Here is a 26,946-nt window from a genome sequence, read left to right on the forward strand (position 1 = left end):
GAACCGTCGATGCCAGTCAGCGACTACCAATTGATCGAAGCGTGGAAGGAAGTGCTCACGCTGTCCCGCCTCGAACCCGGCCAGAGCGTCACGATCCTGACGAGCCCGGCCACGCATCCGCAGACCTTGTCTTGCGCACTCATCGCGACGCAATCGATGGGCGCGATCGTCAATCGGCTCGATCTGCCGCCGGTGAACGGCGAGAAGGCCTTCAGCCGCGATTCGCTCGCCTATCTGGGCACCACGCCGCTCACCGGCAACGGCCCCGCGATTGCCGCGCTGAAAGCGAGCGATCTCGTGCTCGACCTGATGACTCTGCTGTTCTCCCCCGAGCAGCACGACATCCTGAAGTCCGGCACGAAAATCCTGCTGGCCGTCGAACCTCCCGAGGTGCTCGCGCGCATGGTGCCGACCCAGGCAGACCGCACGCGGGTGCTGGGCGCCGCGAAGCGTATCTCCGCCGCGCGGGAAATGCGCGTGACGTCCCCGGCAGGCACGTCGCTCGTGTGTCCGCTCGGCGAGTTCGGCCCCACCGCCGAATACGGTTTCGTCGACGAACCGGGCCGCTGGGATCACTGGCCGAGTGGCTTCGCTCTGACCTATCCGAACGATCGCACCGCGCACGGCACGATCGTGATCGATCGCGGCGATATCCTGCTGCCGCAGAAACGCTATGTGAGCGAGCCGATCGTACTGACCGTGGAAGGCGGCTACGCGACAAAGATCGAAGGCGGTGTTGATGCCGCGTTACTGCGCGACTACATGGAAACCTTCAATGACCCAGAAGGCTATGCGATCTCGCATATCGGCTGGGGGCTGCAGCCGCGTGCGCGCTGGTCGACGCTTGGGCTCTACGATCGTGAAGCGACCATCGGCATGGATGCGCGCGCGTTCGAGGGTAATTTCCTCTTCTCGCTCGGCCCGAACAACGAAGGCGGCGGCAGCCGCACCACGACCTGCCACATCGATATTCCGCTGCGCCACTGCACCGTGCTGCTCGACGATGATGTCGTCGTGCGCGACGGCCGCGTAATCGAATCGACACGCTGAGACCTGATGCGATGAATGCTCCCCAAACGCACGCCGAAGCCCATGTGTATCAGCAGCAAGGGTTCGGCACACCACTGCCCGTTCAAGGCAATATTGGCCTCTTGATCGTCGACTTCGTGGTCGGCTTTGCTGATCCGTCTACATTCGGCGGCGGCAATATCGCGCCGGCGATTGCACGTACCGTGACGGCGCTTGCCCACGCCCGCGCCGCGGGTTGGCCGGTCGCGCACAGCCGCATCGTCTACGCGGAGGACGGCAGCGACGACAACGTGTTCTCACTCAAAGTGCCGGGCATGGCGACGCTCACCGAAGACCATCCCAATAGCGCGATCGTGCCGGAACTGACACCCGCGAAAGGCGAACTGGTGGTGCGCAAGACCGTGCCGTCCGCGTTCTTCGGCACGCAACTCGCGCCGTGGCTTACGCAGCGCGCCGTGCAAACGCTGCTCGTGGCCGGGGCGGTGACGAGTGGTTGTGTGCGCGCCAGTGTTGTCGATGCAATGTCGTATGGGTTTCGACCGCTGGTGTTGTCCGACTGCGTCGGCGATCGGGCAATCGGCCCGCACGACGCGAACCTGTTTGACATGCAGCAGAAGTACGCGGCGGTGATGCCGCTCGCGGACGCGCTGGTCGCGATCGAGCAGCGCGTGCGTTGACGCATGAGCGTGGTGCACATCCAGGGACTCCGCCCGTGAATCGCTCCGAACTTCTGGCACGCATCGGCCGTCTTGCCGTAATCCGGCGGCCGGCTGCGCCCGTCACGCCCGCCGCCGGACAGCCAGGCAGCCTCTCGACCTACGTGCCGGACGTACCCGAAGTCTTCGTCGCGATACTCGATGACGGGCGGATCCTCGCGTTCAACGGTCACGTCGATCTCGGCACGGGCATACGCACATCGCTCGGCCAGATCGTCGCGGAAGAACTCGACGTGCCGGCGAAGCGCGTCACGGTGCTGCTCGGCGACACCGCCGCCACGCCGAATCAGGGTCCCACGATCGCCAGTGCGACGATCCAGATTTCGGCGGTGCCGCTGCGTTGTGCAGCGGCGCAGGCGCGCGGCGCGCTCTTCGAACTCGCTGCGCAGCGCCTCGGTGTCGCTATAGAACAGCTTGCCACCGACGACGCCCAGATTTTCTGCGCGGCCAACCCGCATGGCGCACGCGTGACATTTGCCGAACTGCTCGCTGGCCGCAGCATGACGCTTGAACTCGATACCGGCACGCCCGTCAAGGATCCATCGACGTACCGGCTCGTCGGGCGTTCATCGCCGCGTGTCGATCTGCCGGCGAAGGCGACCGGCGCGCTGACCTTTGTGCATGACATGCGCGTGCCCGGCATGCTGCATGGTCGGGTGGTGCGTCCGCCTTATAGCGGCATCGATAGCGGCGCTTTCGTCGGCACATCTTTCGAGCGGGTTGAACGCGAATCCGTCGCCCATATTGCCGGTGTACGAGACGTAGTGGTGATCGGCGATTTCATCGGCGTCGTGGCCGAGCGCGAAGAACAGGCGATTCGTGCCGCACGCGAGTTGCGCGTCAAATGGAAGCCGCTGCCGCCGCTCGAATCTTTGGATGATCCAGGCGCTGCGATCTCCGCTGCGCCGGCAAAACGACGGCCTCTGCTGGAAGAAGGCGACGTAGAATCCGTGCGCGGCCTGCCTGGCACGATCACGGTGTCACGCACCTACGTGTGGCCTTATCAGATGCATGGCTCGATCGGTCCATCGTGTTCGGTGGCCGACTACCGGGAGCCCGGCAAGGGACGCATCACCGTCTGGTCGGGCACGCAGAATCCGGTCTCGCTACGCTGTGATCTCGCGACTCTCCTGCAACGCGACGAAGCCGACATCGACGTCGTCCGCATGGAAGCGGCGGGCTGCTACGGACGCAATTGTGCGGACGACGTCTGCGGCGACGCGCTGCTGCTCTCGCGCGCGGTCGGTGCGCCGGTGCGCGTACAGCTCTCGCGGGCCGACGAACACACGTGGGAACCGAAGGGCTGTGGCCAGGTGGTGGACGTCACCGGCACGGTGAGCGACGACGGCCGTCTGCTCGGCTACGACTTCGTGACGCGCTATCCGTCAAACGATGCACCGCTGCTCGCCTCGCTGCTGACTGGCGCCGTCGCTCCACAAGCGCGCGTCTTTGAAATGGGCGACCGCACCGCTGTCTCGCCGTACGAAAGCCCGCACCGCCGTTTCGCCTGCGACGATCTCGCCCCGCTCGTGCGTTCATCATGGTTTCGCGGTGTGTCGGCGCTGCCCAACTCGTTCGCGCACGATTCGTTCGCCGATGAAATGGCCGCGCTAACCGGCTGCGACCCGCTGGAATTTCGGTTGCGCCATCTGAACGACACACGCGCCGCCGAACTGCTCGAAGCGGTTGCCGCACGCGCCGGATGGAAGCATCGCAAGCGCGGCAGTGAAGCGCCTGACGAGCGCTATGCGCGCGGACATGGGATCGCTTATGCACGCTATGTGCACAGCCGCTTTCCGGGTTTTGGCGCGGCATGGTCGGCGTGGGCGGTGGAACTCGTAGTGGACCGCGTGACCGGGCAGGTGCGAGTCGAGCGCATTACGGTCGGCCAGGACACCGGCACGATGATCAACCCCGACGGCGTGCGTCATCAGATTCACGGCAACGTGATCCAGGTACTCAGCCGTTCGCTCAAGGAGCGCGTGCGATTCGTCGACGGCAAGGTGGCGAGCCGAGAATGGGGCAGTTATCCGATCCTGACTTTTCCGGAATTGCCGGCCGTCGACATCGTGCTGATGCCGCGTCAAGGCGAACCGCCGCTGGGCGCCGGCGAATCGGCCTCCGTGCCTGGACCCGCCGCGCTCGCGAATGCGATCTACGACGCGACTGGCGTGCGCCTGCTCGCGCCGCCGTTCACGCCAGAGACTGTGCGCGAAGGTTTGCGCGCCGCCGGCAAGCTGCTGGCGGCTGAACCGACGCAGGCGGCGAATACTTAGGAGCCGTGCAAGACGATCGCGGCGTGACTCGCCTACTCGCCGTCCGCGTCCGCGTCCGACTCCATCATTTTGCGCAGCAGAAACAGCATGGCGACGCGCTCGCCCGCATTCAGCGCGCCGTAGGTGCGCTCCGTGACCTCCTGGGCGAACGGCACGGTGCGCTCGATCAATGCGAGGCCCGCCGCGGTGGGACGCACGACGAGCTTGCGCCCGTCGTTTGGGTCGGCGCCCACCTCGATCAGCGCGCGCGCCTTCAGGCGCTCGACGACGCCGCGGATCGTCGCCTGATCGATTGCGGTTGCTTTGACGATGTCGTTCAGTGAGCACGGTTGCTGCTCTTTGACCGCACACAGTGCGACGAACTGTGCAGCGGTCAGATCGGAATCAGGAATCGCTTCCTGAAAAATCGCGACATGCCGTTGATACGCACGACGCAACAAGTGGCCGATCTGATCGTGAAAGTCGTAGGAATCCTTGCGCGGCGCCATAGGGGTACAAGGCCGGGCGGCCTGAAGACGAAAGAGAAAGAGTGTACACCCTCTAACCGGACCCTCAATACGACCTCGATCAAGCCCTCGCATCGGGTGGCTTATTTGTAGCTAACACGCTTAACATTTTCCGTGCACTTTCGTTGTTCAACAAGCGCGAACATGCTCGTAAAAAAGCATGAATTACAGGCATTTTTACGAGGAATAGAACGACTCAACGAGGAAATTCGATGGGCTTTGACCAGTATTTTTCGACACCGTATTTTGGAGCGTATACGCTACGTTTTTAGCGTGATACACAGACATCTGCAAGCGAAGTGCGAGTGATCTCTGTCGCACGACATCCACCTTTTTTCGCACCACCTTCCGGGAGTGGCAGTCATGGCGAATGTTTATCAGGGCAGTGCCGTGCTCGACACGAGCAGCACCGACAACAGCGATCTCTATCGCAAGGTTACGATCCGTCTCATCACGTTCTTCTGCCTGTGTTATTTCGCGGCGTATCTCGACCGGATCAACATCGGTCTCGCGAAGCTGCAGATGCTCGACGCGCTCAAGTTCAGCGATACCGTCTACGGCCTCGGCGCGGGTCTGTTCTTCGCCGGCTATATCCTCTTCGAAGTACCGAGCAATCTGATTCTGCAGCGGGTGGGTGCGCGCTTGTGGATCGCCCGCATCATGATTACCTGGGGTCTGCTGTCGGGCGCGACGCTGTTCGTCACCACACCGATGCAGTTCTATACCGTGCGCTTCCTGCTCGGCGTCGCCGAAGCCGGATTTCTGCCGGGCGTGCTGCTATATCTGACGCAGTGGTACCCCGATGCGCGCCGTGCTCGCATCGTGGCGCTGTTCATGGTGGGCTTACCGCTGTCGAGCATGATCGGCAGCCCGATTTCCGGCTGGATCATGGCGTTCTTCAATGGGGCGCACGGCCTGGGCGGCTGGCAATGGCTGTTCCTGCTCGAAGCGCTGCCGTCGATCGCGCTCGGCATTGCGATCCTCGCGTGGCTGCCGAATAACATCGAATCCGCCCGCTGGCTCAGCGCCGCGGAGAAGAAAACGCTGCGCGCGAATCTCGACGCGGAGCCGTCCGGCAACAAGAGTCATTCGCTGAGCGGCGCCTTCGTCGACTTCAAGGTCTGGGCACTCGGCCTCATCGATCTGTGCGTGCTGCTCGGGCTGTACGCAACGAGCTTCTGGCTGCCGTCGATCTTGCGCGATACCGGTGTAGCCGATCCGTATCACATCGGGTGGCTGATGGCGATTCCGAACGCGCTAGCCGTGCTGAGCACGCTTTACTGCGGCGCCAGTTCCGACCGGATGCGCGAACGTCGCTGGCATATCGTGGTCCCGTTCCTCGTCGCGGCGGTTGCGCTAGTTATCGCCGGTGCGGGCCACCACGGCACGGTTGCAACGGTCATTCTGTTCTCGCTGATCAACGCGGGCGCGGCCGCTGCAATGCCTGTGGTGTGGTCGCTGCCTTCGACCTTCCTGAAGGGGCCTGCCGCGGCGGCGGGTATCGCCTTCGCCTGTTCGATCGCGAACCTCGGCGGTTTCGGCAGCACGTATTTCATCGGCTGGTTGCGCGATACGTTCCATTCGCAAAGCGCAGGTCTGTTCGGCTTCGCCGCATGTATGATCGTCGGCTGCGCGCTTGCGTTGACGTATTCCGCCAAGCTCGTGAACCGCTGATCGATTCGTTGCGATGCGCGCGCCTCGCCGCGGCGCATCGTGACGCTTGCCGGCGTAGAAAAAGAATCGCGGAGAGAGGCGGTTGGAGAGCCTGGTGTCGGGCTGTTTTATGGGAGTTTGCCGAGAAGAGCGCTGAATTCGTCTTTCTTTAATGCACGGAGCGTTTGCGTGCGGACATTGCCTGCGGAGCCGAGCGCCAGGCCGAACGACATGAAGCTTTGTTCATCCGGCGCTTCCACGATCGTGACAATGTCGTATTGGCCCATCGTCCAGTAGATCTCTTTCATTTCACAGCCAAAACTCCTGGCCATCTCTGCCGCTTGACCAGCCCGCTGTGCGCTGTTTTTGACGTTGCGGATACCTTGATCAGTAAATTGCGCAAGAACCACATAAGTTGCCATGACGATTCCCCTTACGATTACTACAAGTCGGGATTCGGGCGCGCAGGCTCGACTGCGAACGCTACTGCAATCGAGTTGCTCGAAAGCGTCCTGCACGTAACCTGATTGTAGGCAATGGAATCGCCGTCACCGGCTGTTTGGCGGTCTGGGCAGGTAAGGAGGCGTGAGGGTCTAGTGAATTCCGACGTCGCAGCGTTTCCGATGGGAAAAGTTGCTAGGTGGTCGCATGAGCCGGACACTACCGAGCCCCGCCCCTCCCAAATGTTATTATCGGAAACATCGAACGCCGCGCAAGGCGAGTATTTAAGCCAGCCCAATGGACACCCATCTCACCAAACCCGCCGATCCATCGACAACCGACCTCGGCCGCCGCGTCCGTGCGGCCCGCCAGGTGCAGGACTTGACGCTCGAAACCGCGAGCCGCCTCTGTGGCGTCTCCCGCTCGACCCTCTCCAAAGTCGAAAACGGTCTGATGTCCCCGACGTTCGACGTCCTGCAGAAAATCGTACTCGGTCTGAAGATTGAAATCGGTGAGCTGTTCGGTTCGACGCCCAAAGTCAGCGCGAGCGGCCGCCGCGCATTGACCCGCAAAAACGAAGGCCAGCGTCACGCCTACCGCGGCTATCAGATGGAGTTGCTCGCCACGGATCTGGCGCACAAAGCGATGTTGCCGTTTCGCATCCGCATTTCGGCGCACACATTGGATGCCTTCGATGACTGGGGCCGTCACGAGGGTGAAGAATTCCTGTACGTGATCAGCGGCAGCGTGTGCCTCTATTCCGAGTTGTACGCGCCGACGCATCTCAACGCAGGTGACAGCCTTTACTTCGACAGCCGCACCGGCCACGCAGCAGTGTCCACCAGCGACGAAGACGCCGAGGTGTTGTGGATGGCAACCAGCGCCGACATTCCGCAGACGTCGGCTACCTCAGAGCCGGCGAAAAAATAGCGACGGCGCTACGGCCCCTTAACGGCGCGCCGCCAACGCCCGCTGCGCCAGTTGCGCGATATGCATCGCGTGTTGCCCGGTCCCCTGTTCGATCTGCTCCCGGCAACTGAAGCCGTTGGTCAGTACGATCGTTTCCGCGTTTGCCGCCGCCGCAGCACGCACCGCTGGAAACAGCGTGTCTTCGCCGATCTTCTCCGACAGCGCGTGATGCTCGTCGTTAAAGCCGAACGATCCCGCCATGCCGCAGCATCCCGTATCGAGCAATTTCCACTTCACGCCAAGCTTGTTCAGCAGCGCGGTATCACCTTGCATACCGAACAGCGCCTTCTGATGACAATGCCCGTGCACGATTACGTCCGCGGGAAGCGTCGGCCAATCGAACGGCTGACGCGCGACGAAATCGGAAAATAGAAACGTCTGCGCTGATAGCTGCGTCGCTAAAGCATGATCGGGGAATTGCTTCAGCAGTTCGTCCTTGAACACCGACAAGCAACCCGGTTCAAGCCCGACTAACGGCACACCCGCGGCGATGTCCTCGCCGAGGTCATCGAGAATGGTGGTCAGCAACTCGCGCGCACGGTCGAGTAAACCGAAGTCATACAGCGGACGCCCGCAACACAAACGATTCTTCGGCAGCACGACGTGCCAACCCATTTGCGTCAGCACATCGGCCGCGGCCTGCGCGATCTCTGGCGTGAAGTGATCGTTGAACGTATCGACCCACAGGATGACTTTCTTCACGTCACCAGGAGAGCGAGCATCAAGCTCCGTCTGAGGCGAACGCCGGGCAATCTGTCGATACGTCCGCGTCGCAAACTTCGGCAACTCACGTGCTTGCGCGACACCGGCGACCCACTTCCCAACCGCAGCCAACCCCGGCGCCGACGTCATAAAATTCGTCAGCCGCGGAAAGCGCGCCGCCCACGGCGCCCATTCGCCAATCCGCCCCATAAACAACGCCTGACGCGGCCGGCGATTCGTCTCGTAGTAATGCGAAAGAAACTCCGCTTTGTACGACGCCATATCCGTATGCGTCGGGCAATCGGATTTGCAGCCCTTGCACGCGAGGCAGGTATCAAGCGCCTCTTTCACTTCACGGCTTTGCCAGCCATCGGTGATCACGTCGCCTTGCAGCATTTCCCAGAACAGATGCGCGCGGCCGCGTGTCGAGTATTTCTCTTCACGTGTTGCGCGAAAGCTCGGGCACATCGTGCCGCCTTCGAGCGAGCGGCATTTGCCCATGCCGATGCATCGTTCGATCTCACGCTGAAAACCCTCACCTTCCTGACTCGCGAAGGTGAGCTTCGTTTGCAGTGTCACGGGCTTGTAGGCCGGCCCCATACGCAGGTTTTCGTCGGCGCGATACGCATGCACGACCTTGCCGGGATTCAATCGATTGGCCGGGTCCCAGATCGCCTTGAACTGCTCCATCGCCTGCATCAGATCGGGGCCGTACATGATCGGCAGGAACTCGGCCTTGGCCTGACCGTCGCCGTGTTCGCCCGAGAGCGAGCCGCCGAATTCGACCACCAGTTCCGCCGCTTCGCGTAGAAACTTACGCCACGTCGCGACACCTTCCACGCTGCGTAGATCGAAGGTAATGCGCGCGTGGACGCAACCGTCGCCGAAATGGCCGTATAGGCTCGTCTCGTAGCCATATCGATCCACCAGCGCCTGAAACGCACGCAGATAATCGCCGAGACGCATGGGATCGACTGCCGCATCTTCCCAGCCGACCACTGGATCGGGCGTGCCCGCATCCACCGACAAGGCCACCGCCGACGCGCCCGTCTCGCGGATCGACCACACCTTCGCCTGCAGTGCACGATCTTCGACGAGCATCGTCGACACATTCGGTCCAGCCGTGCCCGACGAGAAATACGCCGCCGCGGTTTGCGCTTGATGCACGGCGTCGTCTTGTGTGTCCGCGCCGAATTCGAGCACGACCCAGGCATCGCCTTCCGGCAAGAGCGCGATCTCGTCCTTCTTCAACCCGCGCGCCTGCAAGCCGCGGATGATCGCACGGTCGAGTCCTTCGATCGCGATCGGCCCGCAGCGCATGAAATGCGGCACGGCGTCCGCGGCGGTGTAGATATCGGTAAAGCCGGCCACGACGATCACGCGTTTCGCCGGACTCTTTACGAGCCGCACTTTCGCCTGCAAGGTCACCGCACAGGTGCCCTCGGTGCCGACCAACGCCCGCGCGACGTTGAAGCCGTTTTCCGGCAGCAGTTGATCGAGATTGAAGCCCGACACGCGCCGCTTGATCTGCGGGAATTTCGCGCGAATCTGACCGGCGTAGGTGTCGCGCAGTTGCTTGAGCGCGGCGTAGATTTCACCCTGGCGGCCGCCTGCTGCGATGATGCGTTCGAGTTCGTCGTCCGAAGTAGGCCCGACCCAGAAACGCGCGCCGTCGAAGGTCGCGATTTCCAGCGCCTCGACGTTCTCCACCGTTTTGCCGGCCATTACCGAATGCGCGCCGCACGAGTTGTTGGCGATCATGCCGCCAAGCGTGCAGCGACTGTGCGTCGCGGGATCGGGTGCGAATGTGAGGCCGTGCGCTTCGGCAGCGTCGCGCAAGGTGTCGCAGATTACGCCTGGTTCGACGATCGCTACGCCCGCGACAGGATCGACCGACACGACGCGGTTCACATACTTGCTCGCGTCGGCCACCACCGCGACATTCACGCATTGACCGTTCTGCGAGGTGCCACCGCCGCGCGGGAGAAAGGGCACGTCGTTGCGGCGGCAAGCGGCGAGCGTTTCGAGCAGATCGTCGACGTCCGACGGCACCACCACGGCGAGAGGGACTTGCCGATAGTTCGACGCATCCGCCGCATACAGCGCTTTCGAGCCCTGATCGAAGCGTACTTCGCCGCGTACGCTGCGACGCAGGTCAGCTTCGAGCGCCTGCATCACAGCAGCAGTCCCTTGAAAGGGCTTGGCAACGCGCGGCGCTTTCGACGAGCCATGAGCCGTGTCGCTCAACGAAGCCTTCACGCCGGCGCCCTGCTCTTCATCCAATGACGTTCCCACCTTGCCCCTCATGTCTCGTGTTCAACGCCCACGCTATCGCCCTGCACTTACGAATTAGGCCGCCTGGCTCGCGGTCATCTTGAAGATGCCCTGTGCGTTGCCGGCGTCGAAACGCAGGTCCGTTTCCCAGCGGCGCGCGTCCTGATCGAAGGTCCGCTTGCGCGTGATGAACTCGTAGAACGAGCCCGGCACGTCGCGCGTGACGATGCTGCCATCGGCCGCGCGAAATTCGCGCCGCACGATGTCCGCACGGTACGCGGTCTGAAACACGCGGCCCGAACGCGAACGCTCCACTTCCGGCTTCATCGGACGACCCTTTGCCTTTTCGTCGTCGGAGAGCTTGAACACGTCCGCGACGCGATCGGTAGCGTGATTGAAGGCGTTGCCTTCGGTCGCGATCCACGCCATTTCGGCCGACTCCTTCAACAATACTTCGTAATCGGCTTCGCGTGGCGTCTCATGCTGACGCGCGAAGGCGCCGACGATCACCGGCAGCAATGCGTGAGCCGCCTCGAGCGATAACACGCCTTCGCGTTCGAGCTCCCACAACTGGCCGGCGGCTTGCGGCGTCAACGGATCGCGAGAGGGGCCGATCACGTTCGTCACAGCCTGCTGAAACTCCGCCGAGAAACGCTCGGGATGCAATTCGCTGACGAAGAACTGCGCGATCTCATCGGGGGCGTCATCGTGTGCCCAGGCGCGGCCGGTCATGCCCAAACGGTCGAGTGGATAACGGCCGTTGATGCTGAAGCCGAGGGGACGCAGGATGCGCGCGAAGGCAGCCTCACCCGGCGGCAACGCGCCGCTCTCCGCCCAGCGCACCGTGCGCAATGCGCCATGATCGAAGTAGACGCTGCCACCAGCGGCGATCGCCTCCTCGGTGTACCGACGGCCATTCGCCGAGCGCGCCAGCAGGTCTTCGAACAGCGCCATGTTCATCGCCTGCGCCAGTTCGGCGCGGGTGACGGTGCCGTCCTCCCATTCATTGAGGATCTGCGGATGGTTCAGAGTGGCGAACAGCCTCGCGGTTTTCTCTGCGCCGAGCAATTTCAGCAGCAGTTGTTCGACATTCGCATTCTTGATGTTTCGCATATCGGTTCCGGGCGGAGTGCGGTGAGCACGCGTTCGTGTGTATGAAGATGGCTTGCCGGCATGGCTTCAAGGCGCAAGCACGGCATCGTTGGATGCGAGATTATTCAAATTCGCAGCGGCGCCGTAAAGCGAGATAAAATCGCCACTTGATGCGTTTTTGGAATCAACGTGCGAAAGTTCAAGATCCCCAACATGGGCGCGCTGCTCGCTTTCGAAGCCGCCGCGCGGCACGAGAGCTTCACGCATGCGGCGCGCGAGCTGTTCCTCACCGAAAGCGCGGTGTCCCGGCAGATCAATACGCTGGAGAGCAATCTCGGCGTGCGGCTGTTCGTGCGCGTCAAACAGCGGGTGGTGCTGACCAAGGCGGGCAAGGTCTATAGCGCGCAGGTGCGACGCTCGCTCGAACAACTGGACCGCGACACGCTGTCGATCATTGCGCATGGCAGCGGCGGTGGGTATCTGGAACTGGCGGTGCTGCCGACTTTCGCATCGCAATGGCTGATTCCGCGGCTGGCGGCATTCAATGCGCAGTATCCGGACGTGCGGGTCAATATGGGTGTGCGCACCGGCACATTCCCGTTCGCCGAGACGCATTTCGAAGCCGCGATTCACTACGGCAAGCCGACATGGCCGGGCACATCGGCCGATTTTCTGTTTAGCGAGGAAGTCGTGCCGGTGTGTGCGGCAAGTCTGCTGGCCCGGCCCGTGGAAACTGCGGCAGATCTGCTGGACTACCCGCTACTGCATTCCACCACCCGGCCTGACGGCTGGGCGTCGTGGTTCGCCAACCTCGGTGTCGACGATAACCGGACAATGCAAGGGGTCCGCTACGAACTCCACACGATGCTGATCAGCGCTGCAGCGGCCGGTCTCGGCATCGCGCTGGTGCCGCGCTTTTTCGTCGACGCTCAGCTCGAACAACTCGGACTTGTGATTCCGCTTGACGCACCCGCCGTCGCGGACTCGGCGTATTACCTCGTCTATCCGACGGAGTTGAGTCACGGCAAGCCGCTCACGAGCTTTCGCGAGTGGCTGTTGCGGGAAGCGGCGGCGTACAGCGCGGTGAATCCTGGGCTGGCGGGCAATCCCGAGACTGATTGATTCAACGGTAAGCGGCAAACGGCAAAGCGTTAAGCGCCGGCTTGCTCGCGTGCCTGCGCCAACGCGCTCAGATTGCCTTCGCCGAAGCCGTGGTGACCCTGCCGTTGCACGATCTCAAAGAAGATCTCGCCGGCACCGCGCCGCACAAAGGTCTGAAAGAACAGCAGCGGCACGCCGTCGGCCCCAATCTCGCCGTCCACCAGAACGTGCGTGCGCTTGAGCCGCTCGACATCGAGCCCATGACCCGGCAAACGGACATCGAGTTGCTCGTAATAGCGCGGCGGGGGCTCGACGAATTCGACGCCGTTCGCGAGGAGTTGCTCGACGCACGCGAAGATGTCGTCGGTGGCAAGCGCGATGTGCTGCACGCCTTCGCCCGGATGATCCGGCAGATAGTCGTGCATCAGATTCGTGCGGCGCGTGCCTTCTTCATACAAAGGCACGCGGATCGCGCCGCATGGCGACACCATCACGCGCGACTCCGCCGACACATGCCAGTTCGCGTGCAGCTCGTGAATCTCGCGGAAGTTGAGCAGGTCGCGATAGAAGTCGAGCCACTCCTGCATCCGGCCCTCACCGACTGTTTGCGTCAGATGATCGACCGCGACGAGACCGGTGCCCGCGTGACTCAGATCGGCGTGCGCGGTATCGATCTCGATCGGACGGAAGTCGATGTCAAAGATCGAGATGTCGCCGAGGCCGCCGCGCTGGCCGCCACGGCCGCGCCACCGGTCGACGAAATAGATGTGCGAATCGCCAATGCCCTGGATCGCCGGAATCAGCAACTCGCCCGCACCGAGGCGTTCGCCTTCGAACGCCCATGCACCGAGTTCGATCGCGCGGTCGAAGGCGCGCTGCGCGTTGGCCACGCGAATGCCGATCGCGCAGATGCCGGCGCCGTATTCCTCGGCGTAGCGCTCGGCAAACGAATCCGGCTCGGCGTTGATCAGGAAATGCATCTCGCCCTGGCGATACAGCGTGACGTCCTTGCTGATATGGCGCGCAATTGCCTTGAAGCCGAGTTTCGTGAAAGTCTCGCCGAGCGCCTTCGGCTCGCGCGAGGCGAACTCCACGAATTCGAGGCCGGCGGTGCCGAGCGGATTGTGCTCAGGCGCCGACACGGCGCGCAGCGCGGCGTCTGGAGTGGGCAAGTCGCTGGGCATGGCAATCTCCTTGTGCAGGCTTTCTTACGCTGTTGCGCGTGTTCGTGATGTTTCTGCTGTTCGGTGCGCGCCGTCTTTCACCTGCAGTGTGACACCGCATGCGTGGTGTGCCGCGGCAATGCGGCCCGAGACGGCTTTTGCATCGTGTTTGTACACCGGGTGACGGGGCGTTCGCAAACTTTATTTTGTACTGAATGGTTCACGCGGGGAGAATCGGGCCGCGGCGGGCGTCCATAGCGTCTACTGCGCCTCCCGCATCTCCCGTGCCGCCTGGCGGCGTGCCTTAGGTCCTGGACATGCCGCCGCGGCTGCGCCTGGACGCACGTTTGACCGCAGGCTTGCCGGCGGCGGCCGTCATGCGCAGCTGGGCAACCTCGCGCACGGCATCGATAAACGCCCGTCCCACCGGTGACGGCTGCGTGTCCGAACGCCGGATCAGCCCCACAGGTTCGCCGGTGCCCGCGAACTGCAAGGGCAAACGCACCAACATGCCGTGCCCCAGTTCATATTCGACGGCGCTCAGCGGCACGAACCACACCGCGTCATTCTCCAGCGTCAACGCACGCCCCGTCGATACCGACAGCACTTCGACAAACCCCGACAACGGCGGCACGCCCCACGCGCTCAACAGGCTCTCAGCCGATTGCCGGATCAGCGTGCCGAACGGCGGCAGCACCACCGGAAATTCCTCCAGCGACGTGGCCGGCAAGCCGGCCCCCAGCGCCAACGGATGCCCGGCGCGGACTACGGCAATCAACGGTTCGCTGAAAAGCTGTTCGAAACTGAGCCCGACCATCCGTTCCGGGTCCGCCAGACGCCCGATCGCGAATTCGATCGCGCCGGCCTTCAAACGCTCGAGCAATTCGGGGTTGGCGCCTGTGGCAAGGCGCACGATCACGCGCGGCCAAAGCGCGGCGAAGCGCTTCAGCACCGGCGGCACCAGCGCAGCCGCGACGGTCGGCAGAATGCCGATTTCGAGCGTGGCGGCCGCCGCGCCTTCCGCGCGCGCCAGCAGGTCCACACCCTGTCGCAACGCACTGACGCAGGCGCTCGCATGCGGCATGAAGAGCTGCCCCTCGCGGGTCGGCACGGCGCCGTGGCGGCCGCGCTCGAAGAGCTTCACGCCGAGAATCGCCTCCAGTTCGGCAACCGTCTTGGAGACTGCGGGCTGAGTAATGGACAAGCTTTCGGCGGCCCGCTGCACGCCGCCGAACTGGGCGACGGCCAGAAAGCACTGGAGATGACGGAATTTGACGCGGCTGTCCGCGAGGCTGCGTTGCATAACGGCAGGTTATACGAAATGGGCGAAAACGTCATTTTGCATAACCTCTCAGGTTAGATAAAGTCGCTCCATAAAGCCGTATCCCACAATTCTCGAAGGAGACACTGATGGACGATTCCTTTCTCACCGCGCGCGACTTCGCGTCCCACCCCGCCTACGTCTATCCCGGCTACGGTTCTTCGGTCAAACGCGGCCCGACGCGTCCGTTGATTCCTCTGAAGGAAAAACTGCGCGACCAACGTGTACCGGTTTACGGCACCGAAGACCTCGGCGCGCTCGATCACGATCTGACGCGCAATGCGGTGCGCAACGGCGAGCCGCTCGGCGAGCGGATCATCGTGACTGGCCGTGTGCTCGACGAGGGCGGCCGCCCGGTGCGCAATACGCTGGTTGAAATCTGGCAAGCCAACGCTGCCGGCCGCTATGTGCACAAGAACGATCAGCACGACGCGCCGCTCGACCCGAACTTCCTCGGCGCAGGCCGCTGCATCACCGACAACGAAGGCCGCTATCGCTTTCTGACGATCAAACCGGGCGCTTACCCCTGGGGCAATCATCCGAACGCGTGGCGTCCGAATCACATTCACTTCTCGCTGTTCGGCGAGCATTTCGGCTCGCGCCTCGTCACGCAGATGTATTTCCCCGGCGACCCGCTGCTGGCCTTCGACCCGATTTTCCAGGGCACGCCCGAGCACGCACGCGACCGCATGATTGCGGGCTTCTCGCTCGATACGACGCAGGAGGCCTATGCGCTCGGCTACGACTTCGACATCGTGCTGCGCGGCCGCAACGAAACCCCGATGGAGCGCTAAGCCATGACGACCCTCAAGCAAACGCCTTCGCAAACGGTTGGACCGTACTTCGCCTACGGCCTGTGTCCGCAGCAATACGACTTCGCCTTCAAGAGCCTGTTTACGCCGGTTCTGGCCGACCGCGAAGCGGCCGGCGAGCACATCACGATCGTCGGGCAGGTGTTCGACGGCGACGGCAAGGTGATCGGCGATGCGATGCTGGAAGTGTCGCAGGTAGACGCGCACGGCCACTACCCGGAATCACGCGAGGAAATCCTGAATACCGGTTTTCGCGGCTTCGCCCGCGTCGGCACGGGCACCGATCCGCTCCAGCGCTTTGTCGTTGAAACGGTCAAACCCGGCCGCGCAAACCCGGACGAAGCGCCGCATCTGAATGTGATTGTGACGATGCGCGGCATGCTGCTGCACACCTTCACGCGCATCTATTTCGAGGACGAAGCCGAGGCTAACGAACGGGATGCCGTGCTGGCAGCGGTTCCGGAGGACCGGCGTGGCACGCTGATCGCGCGCCGCGAGCCGAACACGGCCAATGTGTACCGGTTCGACATCTATATGCAGGGCGACAAGGAAACCGTGTTTTTCGACCTGTGACGCAGATTTTCTATACTTTCATAAAGCTTTCACATACACTGGAGATGATCCGTCTAGCGACTGGATCGCGAAACTCCGAGTAGGTTAAGCCCGCCCCGCGCGGGCTTTTTTTTTGGATGCCGAATCAATTGGCCGAACGCGATATCGTGCAGCCACGCAGGAAAACAATTGGCAGAAAAAACCGCGGCTCCGCTCAACAGCGGAAATGGTCGATGTTCTGCCCAGCGTAGATTGCGCGCGCCAGCCAATCCGGCTTTTCGCCATGACCGTCCCACGTATTTCCGTAGGCATCGCGATACATCACGGCGCGGACTGCGGCTTTGTCGGCTTCGATTGCTTCAGCAAGCGCTTCAATCGTAATGCCGTATTCGTCCATACGTCGGCGGATCCACACGATCAGGCGCTCACGCGCATTCCCGTCGAGGTCGAACAGCCGTTGTTCCTCTCGCTCTTTCATAACGTACCGGTTTCGCGGCTGATAGTGCTCGCGTTTGAAAAACAAAAAGCTTCGCAAAACAACGCGAAGCCTATGCGTAAATCAGATGGGTTGAGTGCAAATCGAACTTGCGACGCCTCTCCCGATGCGTGGGAACTCGCATCAGGGTCATGCCCAATAAATCCTGGATTTAGGGGAATTCGTCGGCAAACGGCTCGAATCGCGCCCGATCGGCCTTGGTGTTCCAAGGCTGCTTTAGCGTATGGGAGGGCATTCTAGCATCCAATTTCCGCTGCTTGCAGCAACTGATTGCCGGCATTCGATGGCGAGCTTACTTGGTCATTCGGTTGGTGTTCTTTAGCGGCTTTTTCGATTCTTATTGGTGCTTTAATGGGTCTGTTGGCTCTGGCCAAAAACAAAACCGCGCCTTCCCATGCTATGTTTCACTGACCGCATCAGCGCCTGTAGGAGACACGCAAAAATGCCCGCTTCGACCGCCATCGTCACGATCCTTGCCGCACTGCTGCTTGGTGCCATGAGTCCAGGACCAAGCTTCGTTATCGTTGCACGCAATGCAATCGGACTCTCGCGCGGCGACGGCCTCGCGACCGCAGCAGGCATGGGCATCGGCGGTGTGTTCTTTAGCGGTATCGCCTTACTCGGCCTATACACCTTGCTGGCGACAGTGGAATGGCTGTACGTCGGCTTGAAAGTGGCCGGCGGTCTTTATCTGATCTACCTCGCGTCGAAGATCTGGCGCGGTGCGGCCAAACCGCTCGCGTTCGATGCTGCGCAAGCCGCCGCTACCAACGTGCGCAAATCCTTCTGGATCGGTTTGAGCACACAACTCAGCAATCCGAAAACAGCGGTCTACTACGGCAGTATCTTCGCGGCCCTGCTTCCGCAGCATCCGCCGCTGTGGTGCTACTTTGCGTTGCCCCCTGCAATCTTCGCCATTGAAGCCGGCTGGTACACCGTGGTCGCGTTGTGCTTTTCGAGCAAACGTCCGCGTGAAATCTATCTGCAGTGGAAGGCCTGGATCGATCGCGTCGCCGCAAGCGCAGTTGCTGCGCTCGGATTACGCCTGATCCTGACCGCGCATAAAGTGGGCATCTGAAGCAGAAATTCAGCTCGAGTGGCTTGTCGTGTCGCGCAACGCGGCAGGCCCGTAACGAGGGCCGCATCGGCGCCCGTCGAGCGTATGCGAGCACGGCCCATAACAAAACAGTTACAAGATAAGTGTTGACGCTGGCATGGCCGGCGGTTACTGTGGCACCCGAAGTTCAAGAAGTTCGATTGCTGTTCATCAATGTCTCGCTCCTCAGCGGTATTCGTTGTCCTCTCCCTCCTTGACCCTTCAAGCGCTCCTCAACCGAGCAAATTTTTCTATTTTTTCCTCAAGGATTCTTCATGGATACCGGTACCGTTAAGTGGTTCAACGACAGCAAAGGCTTTGGCTTCATCACCCCGGACAAGGGCGGCGACGACCTGTTCGCGCACTTCTCCGAAATCAGCGGCGACGGCTTCAAGACGCTGGCTGAAAATCAGAAGGTGAGCTTCGAAACGAAGCAAGGCCCGAAGGGTCTGCAAGCGGCTAACATCAAGCCGATGTAAGTTTGAAGGGCTCGGTGTCCGGCGACGGACATCGGGCTGCAGCGACATCCTCGCGGAGCTTTGTCTCCCACAGTTGGCGCGATCGCTTTTAGCTGCATATATTGTTCAGCTAGCCTAAGCGCCAAACGCCTCGTTGCACCTCATTCTCCCCTCTGGCTTTAACGCCCTTTTTAGCTTTCCGACTGCGTTTGGATTCGGCTCGCAATGGCTTGAATCGGCTCGTCCGCGTGACCCGTATAACGGCTCGCACGGCAGGCGCGCACTCGAACATTATTAAAATATAAAATGCAAAACAAACATATTCATCATTACAACGGCTATGCCGTCAAACCCTCGGCGCATCGTTTGCCCGACGGTAGCTTCTCATCCAACCTGTTGCTCGAACGCGCTAACAGCGCGCGTACCGAAGGGCGCTACCAGTTCTATTCGCTCGATTACTTCCCGAACGAAGAACAGGCACTGCAGCACTCGGCACGCTGGGCACGACGTTGGGTCGACACGCGCGGTTAAGCGCTTGTCGAAGCTGATGCGCGCGGAACCCCGCGCTTGCATCGTTCAGCACCCATAGCGCGCCATTCGGTGCGCTAGACCATCGCGCGCGGTCTATTCGGTTTGTTCCGCCTTGATCCGCGCGCGCAGTTCGAACTTCTGAATTTTTCCCGTCGACGTCTTCGGCAATTCGCCGAAGCGCACCGCTTTGGGCAGCTTGTATCCCGCAAGAAACAGCCGGCAGTGCGCGATGATCTCTTCTGCGCTCACCTGAGCGCCCTCCTTGAGCTCGACGAAGGCGCAGGGTACCTCGCCCCACTTCGGATCGGCCATCGCCACCACGGCGGCAACCGAGACCGCAGGGTGACGGTACAGCGTGTCTTCGACCTCGATGCTCGAGATGTTCTCGCCGCCCGAAATGATGATGTCCTTGCTGCGATCGCGGATACGGATGTAGCCGTCAGGCATCCGCACGCCGAGGTCCCCGGTGTGGAACCAGCCGCCGCGGAAGGTCGCTTCCGTGGCGCGCTCGTTCTTCAGATACCCCTTCATGCAGATATTGCCGCGGAACATGATCTCGCCGAGCGTTTCGCCGTCGTCAGGCACGGGCTCGAGCGTGTCCGGATCGACTACCGTTACGGCTGCCTGCAAGTGGTAGCGCACGCCTTGCCGCGCGTTCATTTCGGCGCGCGCGTTGTCGTCGAGCGAGTCCCATTCTTCCTGTTTTGCGCAGACCGCCGCCGGACCATAGGTCTCAGTGAGTCCGTACACGTGCGTCAGATCGAAGCCGATCTCCTTCATCTTCGCGATCACCGCCGGCGCGGGCGCCGCGCCCGCCACCATCGTCGACACGCGATGCGTGATGCCCTCACGCCATTCGACGGGCGCATTCGCAAGCGCGCTTTGCACGATCGGCGCGCCGCAATAGTGCGTGATGCCTTCACGGCGAATCAGTTCGAATACCGTCTTCGCGTCGAATTTGCGTAGACAGACGTTGACGCCGGCACGCGCGGCAACGGTCCATGGGAAACACCAGCCGTTGCAGTGAAAGAGCGGCAAGGTCCACAGGTAAACCGCATGCTTGGGCATATCCCATTCGAGGATATTGCTAAGCGCATTCAGATACGCGCCGCGATGGTGGTAGACCACGCCTTTAGGATCACCGGTCGTGCCCGAGGTGTAGTTCAACGCGATGGCGTCCCACTCGTCGGCGGGCAGGGTCCAGGCGAACTCGGGGTCGCCGGTTTGCAGGAATGCTTCGTAGTCGGTTGCGCGGATGAACTTGCTGGCGTCGGCGGGCATCGCGTCGGCCACGCTGATCACGCGCAACTCGGGGAATTCCAGCGCGGCGCGGTGCGCCAATTCGCTGTACTCCGTATCGACGATCAAGGCCTTCGCCTCGCCATGGCGCAACATGAACAGCAGCGACGACACGTCGAGCCGCGTGTTCAATGTATTGAGCACGGCGCCGGCCATCGGCACGCCGAAATGCGCTTCTATCATCGGAGGAATATTCGGCAGCAAAGCGGCAACCGTGTCGCCGCGCTCGATGCCGGCCTGCCGCAACGCGCTGGCCAGACGCCGCGCGCGCTCGTAGGTTTCGCGCCAGTTGCGGCGAATCTCCCCATGAACGACCGCCAGCCGCTCACCGTAGACTTCCGCTGCGCGTACGATGAAATCGATGGGCGTTAGTGGGACATAATTGGCCTCGCGCCGCTGGAGGCCTTCTTCGAACATGTGCATCATCGCTTTGTCTCCTGAGGCGCTGGCCGCGCCGTCGATTTTTCTGATTGATGAGCTAGCCTAGCAATTGTCATGGTGAACTGTCTGTCATTCAAATGACAGAGTGGCGCGCCCTGGCTCCATTCAACCAACTTCACCCGCCTACGCACCGCTTGCTGCTTATGGATGACGCACCGTTTACCGCCGTCGCAGACTCCCGCCCGCACCGGCCTGAACGGGTCCCGCGCGCCGATCTGCCGCGGCTATTCGGCACCTGCGCGTGGTTCAGGGCGCTCGCCGCCGAGCACCAGGCCATGGTCCTTGCCAGCGCGCACGCGGAGCGGCTGGAAGGGGGCGCATGGATCGCGCGCCGCCAGGAACCGTCGGACTACTGGATCGGCGTCCATTCCGGCCTCATCAAACTCGCCATCTACAACGCCTCGGGACGCAGTTGCACGCTCTCCGGCGTGCCGCCCGGCGGCTGGTTCGGCGAAGGCAGCGTGATCAAGCGCGAATTGCGCAAATACGACGTGGCCGCCATTCAGCCTTCGCTCGTAATGTTCGTGCCATCAGAGACGTTCCATGCGCTGCTCGAATCGAGCTTGCCGTTCACCGGCTTCGTGATCCGGCAGTTGAACAACCGCATGGGCGAATTCATTGCGTCGATCCAGAACAGCCGTCTGCTGGATGTCGACGCGCGCGTCGCCCAGTCGCTCGCGCAACTGTTCAATCCCGACCTATACCCCGACACCGGGCGCACGCTGGCCATTTCGCAGGAAGAAGTCGGCCTGCTGGCAGGCGTGTCGCGGCAACGGATCAACCAGGCACTGCAAAATCTCGAAAGGCTGCAGATTTTGCGCCTCTCGTACAACCAGATCGACGTGCTAGACCTCGAACGCCTGTCGGCGTTTGGTCAGGAGCAGATCTAGGGTTAGTACGGGCGCCCAGTTACCCGCTGCAGTTTCCCGCGGTTTTCTACGGGCTTGACGCCACTTTCCCCGATTTTCCTCAACGTTCCCTGTATTTCATCGGCCGCATCAGGCCGGACGCACACGTTTCAGCCAGCAATTTCGGACGCCGGAATAAAGAATCCACAGCAACAGCCGTTATGCCGGCTATGCAACGCAGATTGCAGCCCGTCCCTATTCCGAGTTCAACGTATTGTCGAAGCCGATAATGAACCGTCTGACACTAAAACAGAAATTGTGGGTGCCGATACTGCTTTGCTGGGCAGCCCTCCTGATCGTGACCGTTGTAAATGCGTTCGATGCACGAAACGCTCAAATGGACGCACGGCGCGCGGACCTGGCCGACGTCACCGACATGGCGGTGTCGATCGTTGCGGACTACGCGAAGCAGGCCGACGCGGGCAAGCTTCCGGTCGATGAGGCCAAACAGCAGGCCATCGCCCGCATCACCGCGCAGCGTTACGGCACATCGGGCTACGTGACGATCGTGCGCAGCGATTCGGTGATGGTCGCTCATCCGATGAGCCCGAAGCTGAACGGCAAGGACATGAGCAGCTTCCGCGACGCCAAAGGCAATGCGCTGTATCACGATATCGCGCAGGCAGGCGGTTCGGCGGGCGGCGCAGGTTATCTGCGCTACTGGTGGCCGAAACCCGGCGAGACGGTACCGAGCGAAAAGATCGGCTATGTGAAGCGCTTCGGCCCATGGAACTGGGACTTTATCGCCGGTGCCTATATGGATGACATCCAGACGCAGCTCTACGCGACCCTCGCGCGCTCGGCCGGCATGCTGGTGCTGCTGGGTGTGGTGGTGTCGTTCGTGGCTTCGCGCGTGGTGCGCAACGTATCGCGGTCGATCGGCGGAGAGCCTTCCGCGGCAGCGGCGATTGCCATGCAGATCGCGCGCGGCGATCTCGCCACTCACATCGACCTGCGTCGCGACGACACGTCGAGCCTGTTGTTCTCCCTGCGCGAGATGCGCAATCAACTGGCTGCGACCGTCGCGCGGATCAAGACGTCCGCCGAAACGATCACGATCGCCTCGAAAGAGATTGCCGCGGGCAACCTGGATCTGTCGAGCCGTACCGAAGAACAAGCCGCATCGTTGCAGCAGACCGCCGCCAGCATGGACGAGCTCACCAAGACCGTCACCCAGAACGCCGACAATGCCGCGACCGCGTCAGAACTCGCAGCGGATGCGTCGAACATTGCCGCGCGTGGCGGCGATGTCGTCAACGACGTGGTCGAAAAAATGGCCGGCATCACCGATAGCTCGCGCAAGATCGGCGAGATCATCAGCGTGATCGAAGGCATCGCCTTCCAGACCAATATCCTCGCGCTGAACGCCGCAGTAGAAGCGGCGCGCGCCGGCGAGGAAGGCCGCGGCTTCGCGGTCGTCGCGGGCGAAGTGCGCAATCTCGCGCAGCGCAGTGCGACGGCGGCCAAAGAGATCAAGGTGCTGATCCATCAGTCCGTCGCGCAGGTCGGCGAAGGCTCGACGCTGGCAGGCAAAGCCGGCAGCACGATCAGCGAGGTGGTCGACGCCGTGCGTCGCGTGACGGCGATCATGAACGAGATCTCGGCAGCCTCGAAAGAACAGAGTTCAGGCATCGGCGAAGTCAATCTCGCGATCCGTCAGATGGACGATGTGACGCAACGCAATGCCGCGCTGGTCGAACAGGCAGCAGCCGCAGCCGGTTCACTCGATGAGCAGACCGAACGTCTGCGAAATGCGGTTGCGGTGTTCAAGGTCGAAGAGCATGCGTGATTGAGCGGTGCCTTGATGCAGCACCTTTATGCAGCACCTTTATGCAGCACCTTTATGCAGCAGACTAAAGCATGCGATTGAAAAGGCCGTCATCCGGTAACCGGATGACGGCCTTTCTGCTTGTTATACCGAAACGGTCCTGATCCTGCTACGCAGTGCGCGGGTAGCCCTTGCGAGTGACAGGCCGTGTCGGCATGGCATCGGTATCGAACAACGCAAAGGCGATATTGGCCAGCACCCCTGAATTCTTCCAGCGCAAATAGTAGCGATGCGCGGTCTGATAAGGCGCATAGCGGTCGGGCATGGCGTGCCACGGCTTGCCAGTGTGCAGCACCCACAGCACACTGTTCACCACGCAACGGATGTCGATGCTGGGACGGCCACGCCGAGGTCCGTGGTCCTTCATTTCAGGCAGGAGCGGCACGATGAGATGCCATTGCTCGTCGGTGAGATCCTGAATGGCCGGCGAACGAGCCAGAGGGTTTGAAGCGGGAGTATCCATGCAGTAAGAACGCGCACCTGCAGCACACGTGCTAGCGTCGCCGCGAAAAATGTCTATAACTCAATCGTTTCAGACTACCGCAAGCGCGCTGCCGCGAAAGTCAACTATTGTCAGAGTCGTGTGCATAATTGTTAGAAATCGCAATACGTTATTGCGCCAATGGATTAATGGCGCGGTGGAGGTGGTGGTCTATCATCGGCGCGCCCGGCGCGTAGCGAGCCTGCGCGTCGCGGCCGTGAATGAAAAATCCATAACCAGACACAGGAATTCCAGTGAGACAAGTAAGACTCCTCAAGACCGCCGCACTCGTGAGCGGTGCAGCCCTCGTCATGACGTCCGAGCAGGCCTCTGCGCAGAGTTCGATCACGCTGTATGGCGTCGCCGACGTAAGCGTGCGCTATCTGACGAACTCCAATGCGAAGAACGACGGGCGCCTCTACATGACCAACGGCGCGATCACCAACAGCCGCTGGGGCCTGCGTGGTTCGGAGGATCTGGGCGGCGGTCTGAAGGCGATCTTCGATCTGGAAAGCGGTATCAACCTGCAGGACGGCTCGGCCTCGGACAGCCAGCGGCTCTTCAATCGCAACGCCTATGTCGGCCTGAGCAGCCAGTACGGCACGGTAACGTTCGGCCGTCAGAAGACGCCGTTGTTCGATCTGCTGGGCGACACCTACGATCCGCTCACGGTCGGCAACTACGCGGAGAATTCATGGCTGCCGGGCGCGCTCGGCGCCGGACTTTACGCGGACAACGCCGTTAAATACACCGGCACGTACAAAGGCCTGACCGTGGCTGCGATGTACTCGTTCGGCACCAACTCGGAATCGACGGGCGTCGGCGGGTTCTCGGGACAAGTGCCGGGTCATCTCGGCGCGGGCAATATGTACGGTCTCACGCTGTCGTACGTGGCTGGGCCGCTCAGCGTCGCGGCGGGCGTGCAACAGAACAGCGACAACAGCAATCACAAGCAGACCATCTTCAACGCGAACGCGGTCTATGCATTCAACTCGGCGAAGGTGTACGTGGGCTATCTGCATTCGAAGGACGACACAGGCTTCGTGGATAGCGCTCTGGCGCAGCAAACGCTCGTGCCGGGCGTCGATATCCTGAAGGGTTCGGGGCGCGTCGACAGCGGCCCATTTGCCGGCGTGACGTGGCAGGCCACACGCACTCTCATGCTGACTGGCGCTGCGTATTACGACCACATGTCCAATGCTGCGATCGGCAACGGTCAACTGGGCAGCGGCAATCGCTATACGTTCGTGGCGCTGGCCGAGTATGCGTTGTCGAAGCGCACCGAGGTGTACGGTACGGTCGATTTCGACAAGGTGTCGGGAGCAGCCTCGGTCGAATTGCCGGGCAAAAACAATCAGACCGGCGTTGCACTCGGTCTGCGTACGATTTTCTAAGTCACGTACGGTACTTGCAAGATCCCACCAAGCGCACCACGGCATCCGGCATTCACGCCGGGTGCCGACCACCAAAGTGGCGCACCCATAAAAAAAGGTGCCGCGAACGGCACCTTTTCTGCAACAACAAGCTTCTTCTGCTGCTGAAGCTTAGAAGCGGTGACGCAGACCGACCGTAGCAGCCGTCTGGTTCTTCGACGACGACGGCAGTTGCGTGTTGTCGCCGCTGTAGATCGAAGCTACACCGCCGTCGCCCATTGCGTGCTGGTACACGGCTTGAGCGTAGACGTCCGTACGACGCGACAGCGAGTAGTCAGCTTGCAGGCCGATCTGGTGGTAACGGGTCTTCATGTCGTTGCCGTCAGCATTGGCGCCGTAGCCACGTGCGTCGGTGAACGTGTAAGCAACGCCCAGAGCCATTGCCGGCGTCAGGTTGTACTTGCCGTTGACTTCGTAGTTGTTCGAACGACCTTGACGTTGGCCAACTGCTGCGCCAACCAGGTTGTCGATACGCGACTGCGTGAATGCAGCACCGACGGTAGCCGGGCCGAACGAGTACGAAGCAGCTGCGCCGAACTCACGTTGGCGGAAGTTGCCCGTGATGGTGCCTGCGGTGTTAGCCAGCACGCCGTCCGAAGCGCCGGTTGCGTTTGCAGCCGGGTTGTTCTGTTGTGCGTAAGCAGCGCCCAGGTGCAGGCCTTGCCACTGGTATGCAGCACCAACGCTGTATTCGCGGTTGTTTGCGAATGCGCCAGCCTGGTTCGAGAAGCCGTACGTGCCGCCGAACGTGAAGCCTGCGTAGTTAGCGCTCGAGTACTTGATCGAGTTGTTGACTGCGTAGCCGCCGTTCGTGCTCAGGTTGTCGTTGTTGAACGGGTGAGCGAAGTACGTACCGCCCCAGCTGCCCGTTGCGGTCAGCGGTGCCAGGTAGTCTTGTGCTGCGTCGTATTGACGACCCAGCGTGACCGTACCGAATTGCGCGCTCGACAGACCGACAAACGCTTGACGGTTGAACATGCCGTTGTTGTTAGCGAACTTGCCGTTGTTGATGTTGAAGCCGCTTTCCAACGTGAAGATTGCCTTCAGACCGCCGCCCAGGTCTTCCGAACCGCGCAGACCGAACATGCTTTGGTTGATGCCGCCGCTACCTGCTGCCCACTTTGCGTTGTGGTTGACGTTGCTGGTGTACGTCAAGCCTGCGTCCAGCAGACCATACAGGGTCACGCTGCTTTGTGCGTGAGCGACGGATGCGAACGATGCGGCAACCGCAACAACGATGAGACTCTTTTTCATGCGTGGGACTCCAGTTCGATAAATTTACGCGGGGAGCGGGACCTGCCTCAGCAGCGCATGCATCATTCGCTGCCGCCCTGTTCGCCGAACCGTTTCGGATCAGCTGGGCACCCT

At 61.7% G+C, this 26,946-nt stretch carries 24 protein-coding genes; 14 read left to right on the plus strand and 10 right to left on the minus strand.

Annotated elements, in window-relative coordinates:
* The first annotated feature begins 9 nt into the window (after positions 1-9).
* The 3 genes from KHO30_RS00645 to KHO30_RS00655 are packed head-to-tail and all read left to right on the plus strand — an operon-like array spanning position 10 to position 4,021.
* Positions 10-1,050 (plus strand): 2,5-dihydroxypyridine 5,6-dioxygenase NicX family protein, encoded by a 1,041-nt coding sequence (locus KHO30_RS00645; RefSeq protein WP_200617341.1) that lies wholly within the window; start codon positions 10-12, stop codon positions 1,048-1,050.
* An 11-nt stretch (positions 1,051-1,061) separates the two neighbouring features.
* Positions 1,062-1,706 (plus strand): isochorismatase family protein, encoded by a 645-nt coding sequence (locus KHO30_RS00650; RefSeq protein ID WP_200617342.1) that lies wholly within the window; start codon positions 1,062-1,064, stop codon positions 1,704-1,706.
* Between the two features lie 35 nt (positions 1,707-1,741).
* A complete protein-coding gene (locus tag KHO30_RS00655) occupies positions 1,742-4,021 on the plus strand; it encodes a xanthine dehydrogenase family protein molybdopterin-binding subunit (RefSeq protein WP_211699749.1) in 2,280 nt (759 codons plus the stop codon).
* A gap of 32 nt (positions 4,022-4,053) precedes the next feature.
* On the opposite strand, the gene KHO30_RS00660 is transcribed toward KHO30_RS00655, so the two are convergent.
* A complete protein-coding gene (locus KHO30_RS00660; RefSeq protein WP_211699750.1) occupies positions 4,054-4,509 on the minus strand; it encodes a MarR family winged helix-turn-helix transcriptional regulator in 456 nt (151 codons plus the stop codon).
* Positions 4,510-4,890: 381 nt separating this feature from the next.
* Between KHO30_RS00660 and KHO30_RS00665 the strand changes: the two genes are divergently transcribed.
* A complete protein-coding gene (locus KHO30_RS00665) occupies positions 4,891-6,201 on the plus strand; it encodes an MFS transporter (protein ID WP_093635021.1) in 1,311 nt (436 codons plus the stop codon).
* Between the two features lie 107 nt (positions 6,202-6,308).
* Here the strand turns inward: KHO30_RS00665 and KHO30_RS00670 are convergent, their stop codons facing one another.
* On the minus strand, positions 6,309-6,602 hold the full coding sequence (locus KHO30_RS00670; protein ID WP_054034849.1) for a GYD domain-containing protein: 294 nt from the start codon (positions 6,600-6,602) through the stop codon (positions 6,309-6,311).
* Between the two features lie 316 nt (positions 6,603-6,918).
* Between KHO30_RS00670 and KHO30_RS00675 the strand changes: the two genes are divergently transcribed.
* Positions 6,919-7,551 carry a helix-turn-helix domain-containing protein gene (locus tag KHO30_RS00675; protein ID WP_211699751.1) on the plus strand — a complete coding sequence of 211 codons (633 nt, stop codon included), beginning with the start codon at positions 6,919-6,921 and terminating at the stop codon, positions 7,549-7,551.
* Between the two features lie 18 nt (positions 7,552-7,569).
* Here KHO30_RS00675 and KHO30_RS00680 read toward each other — a convergent pair whose 3' ends face one another.
* Positions 7,570-10,587 (minus strand): FAD-binding and (Fe-S)-binding domain-containing protein, encoded by a 3,018-nt coding sequence (locus KHO30_RS00680; protein WP_211699752.1) that lies wholly within the window; start codon positions 10,585-10,587, stop codon positions 7,570-7,572.
* A gap of 54 nt (positions 10,588-10,641) precedes the next feature.
* Positions 10,642-11,679, minus strand: coding sequence for a DUF1338 domain-containing protein (locus KHO30_RS00685; protein ID WP_425312873.1), 1,038 nt, complete (start codon positions 11,677-11,679; stop codon positions 10,642-10,644).
* A 168-nt stretch (positions 11,680-11,847) separates the two neighbouring features.
* Between KHO30_RS00685 and KHO30_RS00690 the strand changes: the two genes are divergently transcribed.
* Positions 11,848-12,780, plus strand: coding sequence for a LysR substrate-binding domain-containing protein (locus KHO30_RS00690; RefSeq protein ID WP_208620659.1), 933 nt, complete (start codon positions 11,848-11,850; stop codon positions 12,778-12,780).
* Positions 12,781-12,809: 29 nt separating this feature from the next.
* On the opposite strand, the gene KHO30_RS00695 is transcribed toward KHO30_RS00690, so the two are convergent.
* Positions 12,810-13,943, minus strand: a complete 1,134-nt coding sequence (locus KHO30_RS00695) for a 4-hydroxyphenylpyruvate dioxygenase family protein (RefSeq protein ID WP_211699753.1) — start codon at positions 13,941-13,943, stop codon at positions 12,810-12,812.
* Between the two features lie 283 nt (positions 13,944-14,226).
* Positions 14,227-15,225, minus strand: a complete 999-nt coding sequence (pcaQ, locus tag KHO30_RS00700; protein WP_093635015.1) for a pca operon transcription factor PcaQ — start codon at positions 15,223-15,225, stop codon at positions 14,227-14,229.
* Between the two features lie 107 nt (positions 15,226-15,332).
* Between pcaQ and pcaH the strand changes: the two genes are divergently transcribed.
* Positions 15,333-16,037, plus strand: a complete 705-nt coding sequence (pcaH, locus tag KHO30_RS00705; protein ID WP_211699754.1) for a protocatechuate 3,4-dioxygenase subunit beta — start codon at positions 15,333-15,335, stop codon at positions 16,035-16,037.
* 3 nt (positions 16,038-16,040) lie between these two features.
* A complete protein-coding gene (gene pcaG / locus KHO30_RS00710; protein ID WP_211699755.1) occupies positions 16,041-16,628 on the plus strand; it encodes a protocatechuate 3,4-dioxygenase subunit alpha in 588 nt (195 codons plus the stop codon).
* A gap of 193 nt (positions 16,629-16,821) precedes the next feature.
* On the opposite strand, the gene KHO30_RS00715 is transcribed toward pcaG, so the two are convergent.
* Entirely contained in the window at positions 16,822-17,085 is a 264-nt protein-coding gene (locus tag KHO30_RS00715; protein ID WP_093635012.1) for an H-NS family nucleoid-associated regulatory protein, read from the minus strand.
* A 460-nt stretch (positions 17,086-17,545) separates the two neighbouring features.
* Between KHO30_RS00715 and KHO30_RS00720 the strand changes: the two genes are divergently transcribed.
* The 3 genes from KHO30_RS00720 to KHO30_RS00730 all read left to right on the plus strand — a co-directional run bounded on the left by KHO30_RS00720 (position 17,546) and on the right by KHO30_RS00730 (position 19,188).
* Positions 17,546-18,181 (plus strand): LysE family translocator, encoded by a 636-nt coding sequence (locus tag KHO30_RS00720; protein ID WP_093635011.1) that lies wholly within the window; start codon positions 17,546-17,548, stop codon positions 18,179-18,181.
* A gap of 293 nt (positions 18,182-18,474) precedes the next feature.
* The gene (locus tag KHO30_RS00725; RefSeq protein WP_007178877.1) at positions 18,475-18,678 is read left to right on the plus strand and encodes a cold-shock protein; all 204 of its coding nucleotides are present in this window, start codon (positions 18,475-18,477) and stop codon (positions 18,676-18,678) included.
* Between the two features lie 285 nt (positions 18,679-18,963).
* A complete protein-coding gene (locus KHO30_RS00730; RefSeq protein WP_093635010.1) occupies positions 18,964-19,188 on the plus strand; it encodes a hypothetical protein in 225 nt (74 codons plus the stop codon).
* A 93-nt stretch (positions 19,189-19,281) separates the two neighbouring features.
* On the opposite strand, the gene KHO30_RS00735 is transcribed toward KHO30_RS00730, so the two are convergent.
* Positions 19,282-20,913 carry an acyl-CoA synthetase gene (locus KHO30_RS00735; RefSeq protein ID WP_093635009.1) on the minus strand — a complete coding sequence of 544 codons (1,632 nt, stop codon included), beginning with the start codon at positions 20,911-20,913 and terminating at the stop codon, positions 19,282-19,284.
* A 158-nt stretch (positions 20,914-21,071) separates the two neighbouring features.
* Between KHO30_RS00735 and KHO30_RS00740 the strand changes: the two genes are divergently transcribed.
* Together KHO30_RS00740 and KHO30_RS00745 are read left to right on the plus strand one after the other, a co-directional pair.
* A complete protein-coding gene (locus KHO30_RS00740; RefSeq protein ID WP_093635008.1) occupies positions 21,072-21,818 on the plus strand; it encodes a Crp/Fnr family transcriptional regulator in 747 nt (248 codons plus the stop codon).
* A gap of 247 nt (positions 21,819-22,065) precedes the next feature.
* Positions 22,066-23,625, plus strand: coding sequence for a methyl-accepting chemotaxis protein (locus KHO30_RS00745; protein ID WP_211699756.1), 1,560 nt, complete (start codon positions 22,066-22,068; stop codon positions 23,623-23,625).
* A 148-nt stretch (positions 23,626-23,773) separates the two neighbouring features.
* On the opposite strand, the gene KHO30_RS00750 is transcribed toward KHO30_RS00745, so the two are convergent.
* Complete coding sequence (locus tag KHO30_RS00750; protein ID WP_211699757.1) at positions 23,774-24,127, minus strand: transposase; 354 nt, start codon at positions 24,125-24,127, stop codon at positions 23,774-23,776.
* A gap of 329 nt (positions 24,128-24,456) precedes the next feature.
* On the opposite strand from KHO30_RS00750, the gene KHO30_RS00755 reads away from it, so the two are divergent.
* Positions 24,457-25,539, plus strand: coding sequence for a porin (locus KHO30_RS00755; RefSeq protein ID WP_211700932.1), 1,083 nt, complete (start codon positions 24,457-24,459; stop codon positions 25,537-25,539).
* Between the two features lie 150 nt (positions 25,540-25,689).
* On the opposite strand, the gene KHO30_RS00760 is transcribed toward KHO30_RS00755, so the two are convergent.
* The gene (locus KHO30_RS00760; protein ID WP_093635005.1) at positions 25,690-26,832 is read right to left on the minus strand and encodes a porin; all 1,143 of its coding nucleotides are present in this window, start codon (positions 26,830-26,832) and stop codon (positions 25,690-25,692) included.
* Between the last annotated feature and the right edge of the window lie 114 nt (positions 26,833-26,946).

Origin of the sequence: Paraburkholderia aspalathi (assembly GCF_905220735.1) — a bacterium.
Taxonomy (GTDB): domain Bacteria; phylum Pseudomonadota; class Gammaproteobacteria; order Burkholderiales; family Burkholderiaceae; genus Paraburkholderia; species Paraburkholderia aspalathi.